The organism is uncultured Limnohabitans sp., from assembly GCF_937889215.1.
Lineage (GTDB): Bacteria > Pseudomonadota > Gammaproteobacteria > Burkholderiales > Burkholderiaceae_C > Limnohabitans_A.
In genome coordinates, this window is sequence record NZ_CALBEX010000335.1 from 1 (window position 1) to 5,273 (window position 5,273).

The window sequence follows — 5,273 nt, forward strand, 5'->3', positions numbered from 1 at the left end:
CGACAAATGCCGGGTTGGCGCTCGCCTGCAGGGATAATTCTGCCCTTCATGAGAAACATCGTCATTCTGATTTCGGGCTCGGGCTCCAACATGGCCGCCATCGTGCGTGCCGCAGAGCAGGGTCGCTGGGCTGAGCGCCTGAACGCCCGGGTGGCCGCCGTGCTGAGCAACCGGGCCGATGCCCAAGGCCTGGCTTTCGCCCAGGGCCATGGCATTGCCACTGGCGTGCTGGACCACAAGGCCTTTGCCAGCCGACAAGACTTTGATGCCGCCTTGATGGCCGAGATCGACCGGCACGCGCCCGCGTTGGTGGTGTTGGCCGGCTTCATGCGCATCCTGACCCCTGGCTTTGTGGCCCATTACGACGGACGCTTGATCAACATCCACCCGTCTTTGTTGCCCGCGTTTCCGGGTCTGAACACCCACCAGAGGGCCATCGACGCCGGTTGCCGTTTTGCCGGGGCCACGGTGCACCAGGTCACGGCCGAGCTTGACCATGGCAGCATCCTGGCGCAGGCGGTGGTGCCGGTGTTAGCGGACGACACTTCCGACACATTGGCAGCGCGTGTGCTCACCCAAGAGCACATCACTTACCCTCTGGCGGTGGCTGAATTTCTGCGTGGCCTGCCTAAGTAGGTCGGTGGCTTTAGCCCCGACAGGGATCGCTTGCCTGAAGCCCATGTCGGGGCTAAAGCCACCGACCTACCAGATCCTCGTCAGTCCCCGATCCGGGTGAAGCGCGGCTGAACTTTTCCATTGAACTCGGCCACGTCGGCAAACATGGCCGCAGGCCTGACCCACAGGCCTTGCTCGCCGTACAGCGCTTGGTACAGCGTCATGGGCTGCAGGTCTTCGCTGTGGCGCACGGTGCCCAGCACGCGGTACTGACCGCCTTTGTAGTGTTGGTAAAGCCCTTTGGGCGTTTCGATCATCGGTGGCAGTGTTTCGGACATGTCTTTCCTGAAGTGTGGGTCTGTCACAAGGGCTGGGGATGGGACAATACACCTCTATGCATCCAAAAGCCCTTTTAGACGCCTGTGCCGATTTGGTCAGGCTGGTTCTCCAATTTGAACACCCCGCCGACGCTGTCGTGTCGCGTTATTTTCGCGAACACCGTGCTCTGGGGCCGCGTGAGCGCGCCACCTTGGCCGAAACCGCTTTTGCCGTGTTGCGCAAGAAACTGTTGTTTGAGCAACTGGCCCGGTCCGGCTCGGGCGCCAAAGAGCGCAAGCTGGCGATTTTGGGTTTCTTCGGCCCCCGCGACTTTTTGGCCGCAGCCTTGAACGACACCGAAAAGCAGTGGCTGGCCACTTGCGATGCGATCCCCGCTGACGCGCTGATGGCCCCGCACCGCCACAACCTGCCCGAGTGGATGGCGCAAGCATTGCAAGCCCAATTGGGCGACGACTTTTGGGCGCTGGCCGAACACCTGCAGCAACCGGGTACTTTGGACTTGCGAGTCAACACCTTCCAGGCCAAGCGCAGCGAGATTCAAAAAGAACTGGCGCAAGCGGGCATTGCCGCCGAACCCACGCCTTATTCGCCTTGGGGCCTGCGCTTGCAAGGCAAGCCTGCGCTGCAAAAAACCGATGCGTTCACAAGGGGCGCCATCGAAGTGCAAGACGAGGGCTCGCAGCTCTTGGCTCTGCTGGTCGACGCCCACCGGGGTGAGATGGTGGTGGATTTTTGCGCCGGTGCAGGCGGCAAGACGCTGGCGCTGGGCGCGGCCATGCGCAGCACCGGCCGCTTGTACGCGTTCGATGTGTCGGGCCACCGCCTGGATGCGCTTAAGCCGCGCATGGCACGCAGTGGGCTGTCCAATGTGCATCCGGCGGCCATTGCCCATGAGCGCGATGACCGTGTCAAGCGCTTGGCGGGCAAGATCGACCGAGTGCTGGTCGATGCGCCTTGCTCGGGTCTGGGCACTTTGCGCCGCAACCCTGACTTGAAATGGCGTCAAAAACCACAAGCTGTTCAAGAGTTGACCGAGAAGCAGCAGGCCATCTTGCAAAGTGCTTCGCGCATGGTCAAGTCGGGCGGGCGTCTGGTGTATGCCACCTGCAGCGTGTTGCCTGAAGAAAATGAGTTGATCGCGCAAGCCTTCAGCGCCGCCAACCCCGACTTTGTTCCCCTCAACGTGGCCCAAGAGTTGGAACGGCTCAAGGTGCCTGACCCCGCCAGCTTGTGTTCTGCTGCGCCTTCTGGCGATGGCCCGTCGGCAGGGACATTCCTGCGCTTGTGGCCTCACCGCCATGCCACGGACGGCTTCTTTGCCGCCGCATGGGTTAAAAAGTAATCAATTGGTGCATTTTCAATGCGCGTTCAGTCGAAATTGCTGTCCTTTTTGGGACGAAAAACCTAAAATCACCGAATTGCCTGGAATCAGGCCTCAGTAGAAAGACAAACTCATGTTGTTGCCTGATTGGGCTTTTTTGGATGCAGTGGTTCAGTGGATGGGCAACGGCCTGTTCGACTTGTCGTGGTGGCAAATGGTGTTGATCACCTTGGGCTTGACCCACATCACCATCGCCAGCGTTACCATTTTTCTGCACCGTCACCAAGCGCACCGCGCTTTGGACCTGCACGCGATTCCTTCACACTTCTTCCGTTTCTGGCTGTGGCTGACCACCGGCCAAGTGACCAAGGAGTGGGCGGCCATTCACCGCAAACACCACGCCAAGTGCGAGCAAGCCGAAGACCCGCACAGCCCGCATGTGCACGGCATCAAAACCGTGTTGTTCACAGGCGCAGAGTTGTACCGCAAGGAGTCCAAGAACTTGGACACCATCAAGCGTTTTGGTCACGGCACGCCTGACGATTGGATCGAGCGCAACCTGTACACCCGCTTTTCCTGGCAAGGCGTGGCGCTGATGCTGATCATCGATGTGGCCTTGTTTGGCTTCCTGGGCTTGACGGTTTGGGCGGTGCAAATGGCCTGGATCCCGATCACGGCGGCAGGCATCATCAACGGTGCGGCCCATTTCTGGGGCTACCGCAACTTCGAGGCGCACGACGCCAGCACCAACATCTCGCCTTGGGGCATCCTGATCGGTGGTGAAGAGTTGCACAACAACCACCACACTTACCCGACGTCGGCCAAATTGTCTGTCAAACCTTATGAGTTCGACATTGGCTGGCTCTACATCCGTATTCTGGAGACCTTGGGCATGGCGACCGTTAAAAAGACGCCACCCCGTTTGGCTTATGGCGACATTCGCCCCGTGGCCGACGAGAAGACTCTGGAAGCCCTGATAGCCAACCGCTACGAAGTGATGGCCGGGTACGCCCGCCATGTGCGCGCCGTGATGCAACAAGAAGCCGACAAGCTCAAATTGGACGCCCATGTCTTGCAAGCCGCCCACCGCTGGCTGCACCGCGATGCGGCCAAAGTGCCTGCCGATGCGAAAGCCCAACTTGCTCAAGCCCGTGCGGCCAGTCCGGTGCTCGACAAGATGGTGCAAATGCGCGAAGAGCTCAGCCAAATTTGGCTGAACACCTCGCATTCACGCGAGCAGCTGGCAGCTGATCTGCAAGCCTGGTGCCGCCGCGCCGAAGAAAGTGGCATTGCTGCTTTGCGTGATTTCTCGGTCAAGTTGCGCGCAGTACGCCAGACAGCCTGATTTTTTTCAGAGACCATTCAGACAGGGCCTTCGGGCCCTGTTGTTTTTTGGGGTCAAGGTGTTTCGATGGCGGTGTTGAGGTGTGTGATCTGTGGGGCCGATCCCTCCGAATCGATGGGCCTTTGTAGGTCGGCACATTTAGGTCCGACATCTCTTGCGCACCAACGCCGATTGAAATGTCGCTTTGCGAAAATATGGATGTCGGACCGTGAAGGCCCGTCCTGCGCGAAGACGTCGAACCCGTGGAATGCACAGGTGTTTGTTGGTCGACGCCTTTGGGTTCGGTGCTGCCATGCAAGGCAGGTCTTTTCACAAGTTCTTGCCCATGAAAAAACCCGCCAGAGGCGGGTTTTTTGCGACAGGCTCAGGCTGAATTACTTCAGCTTGATTTCCTTGTATTCAACGTGCTTGCGAGCTTTGGGGTCGAACTTCATGATCGACATTTTCTCGGGCATGGTTTTTTTGTTTTTGCTGGTCGTGTAGAAGTGACCAGTGCCAGCTGTGGATTCCAGCTTGATTTTTTCGCGTCCGCCTTTGGTTGCCATGGTAGATGACTCCTAATGTTCTGGGTTTAGGCTTGACCGCGTGCGCGCAGGTCTGCGAGCACGGCATCGATGCCGTTTTTGTCGATCAGGCGCAGAGCAGCGCTGGAAACGCGCAGACGCACCCAACGGTTTTCTGTTTCAACCCAGAAACGACGGTATTGCAGGTTCGGCAGGAACCGGCGCTTGGTTTTGTTGTTGGCGTGGGAAACGTTGTTTCCCGTCATTGGGCCTTTGCCCGTTACGTCGCAAACGCGTGCCATGTGGACACTCCGATACTTTTAAAACAGCCGGTGCCGATGGGTCTCATGCAGACTTGCATGGGGCCTGGCGCTCCAGCCTCACCTCGCCAAGATGGGTGGCGGTATCCCAGATCGCTGGTTCTGTGACCCCGAATGACAATCCGGGTAGATCCAGCAAAGCCTTGAATTATAGCCAGAAAGCAGGGGCTTGGACTCTTTGGACAGTCTTTTGTGACAAAAGCAGGGTGGTTTGAGTTTTGGTGGTGAGGCGTTGCGGGTGCCTGCCGGGGTTCAGAGGCGCTTCACTTTGCCACATCACCCCGGCAGGCACCCACAACCCCTTAGAAGAGGTGCGCTGATGGCGCTCAAACGCCATTTGGCCTGCTGAGCTGCGGCCAAATGGCAGGGCTTCAACCGTTGTGCTGTTCCAGAAAACGCTGCGCATCAAGCGCGGCCATGCAGCCCGTGCCTGCGCTGGTGATGGCTTGGCGGTAGACATGGTCTTGCACGTCGCCCGCAGCGAACACGCCGGGCACTGAAGTTTGCGTGGCAAAGCCCTTCAAGCCGCTTTGGGTCACGATGTAGCCGTTTTCCAGTGTCAGCTGGCCCTGAAAAATGTCGGTGTTGGGCGAGTGGCCGATGGCGATGAAGCAGCCCTTGAGTTCCACGTCGTGCAAGCTGCCGTCGACGGTGCTTTTCAGGCGCACACCGGTCACACCCGATGCATCACCCAAGACCTCTTCCAGGGTCTGGAAGGTCTTGAGCTCGATCTTGCCGGCCGCCACTTTTTCCATCAGCTTGTCCACCAAGATGGGTTCGGCCTTGAACTTGTCACGGCGGTGGACCAAATAGACCTTGCTGGCGATGTT

Annotated in this window: 7 protein-coding genes; 3 read left to right on the forward strand and 4 right to left on the reverse strand. The window is 58.8% G+C overall.

Features of this window, described 5'->3' with window-relative positions; genetic code table 11:
* Positions 1 to 48: 48 nt before the first annotated feature.
* Positions 49 to 636: a phosphoribosylglycinamide formyltransferase gene (purN, locus tag Q0341_RS08560; protein WP_299512142.1), complete on the forward strand. Its 588-nt coding sequence runs from the start codon at positions 49 to 51 to the stop codon at positions 634 to 636.
* 80 nt (positions 637 to 716) lie between these two features.
* Here purN and Q0341_RS08565 read toward each other — a convergent pair whose 3' ends face one another.
* Positions 717 to 953: a DUF1653 domain-containing protein gene (locus tag Q0341_RS08565; RefSeq protein ID WP_299512127.1), complete on the reverse strand. Its 237-nt coding sequence runs from the start codon at positions 951 to 953 to the stop codon at positions 717 to 719.
* Positions 954 to 1,009: 56 nt separating this feature from the next.
* Between Q0341_RS08565 and Q0341_RS08570 the strand changes: the two genes are divergently transcribed.
* Together Q0341_RS08570 and Q0341_RS08575 are read left to right on the forward strand one after the other, a co-directional pair.
* The gene (locus Q0341_RS08570; protein WP_299512129.1) at positions 1,010 to 2,296 is read left to right on the forward strand and encodes an RsmB/NOP family class I SAM-dependent RNA methyltransferase; all 1,287 of its coding nucleotides are present in this window, start codon (positions 1,010 to 1,012) and stop codon (positions 2,294 to 2,296) included.
* A gap of 112 nt (positions 2,297 to 2,408) precedes the next feature.
* Complete coding sequence (locus Q0341_RS08575; protein ID WP_299512132.1) at positions 2,409 to 3,620, forward strand: fatty acid desaturase; 1,212 nt, start codon at positions 2,409 to 2,411, stop codon at positions 3,618 to 3,620.
* A 374-nt stretch (positions 3,621 to 3,994) separates the two neighbouring features.
* Here Q0341_RS08575 and rpmG read toward each other — a convergent pair whose 3' ends face one another.
* The 3 genes from rpmG to Q0341_RS08590 all read right to left on the reverse strand — a co-directional run.
* Positions 3,995 to 4,165, reverse strand: coding sequence for a 50S ribosomal protein L33 (rpmG, locus tag Q0341_RS08580; protein ID WP_006298735.1), 171 nt, complete (start codon positions 4,163 to 4,165; stop codon positions 3,995 to 3,997).
* Positions 4,166 to 4,191: 26 nt separating this feature from the next.
* Positions 4,192 to 4,425 carry a 50S ribosomal protein L28 gene (gene rpmB / locus Q0341_RS08585; protein ID WP_026039317.1) on the reverse strand — a complete coding sequence of 78 codons (234 nt, stop codon included), beginning with the start codon at positions 4,423 to 4,425 and terminating at the stop codon, positions 4,192 to 4,194.
* A gap of 389 nt (positions 4,426 to 4,814) precedes the next feature.
* Positions 4,815 to 5,273, reverse strand: a 459-nt coding sequence (locus Q0341_RS08590; RefSeq protein ID WP_299512139.1) for an FAD-dependent oxidoreductase, incomplete at its 5' end; no start/stop codon positions are given.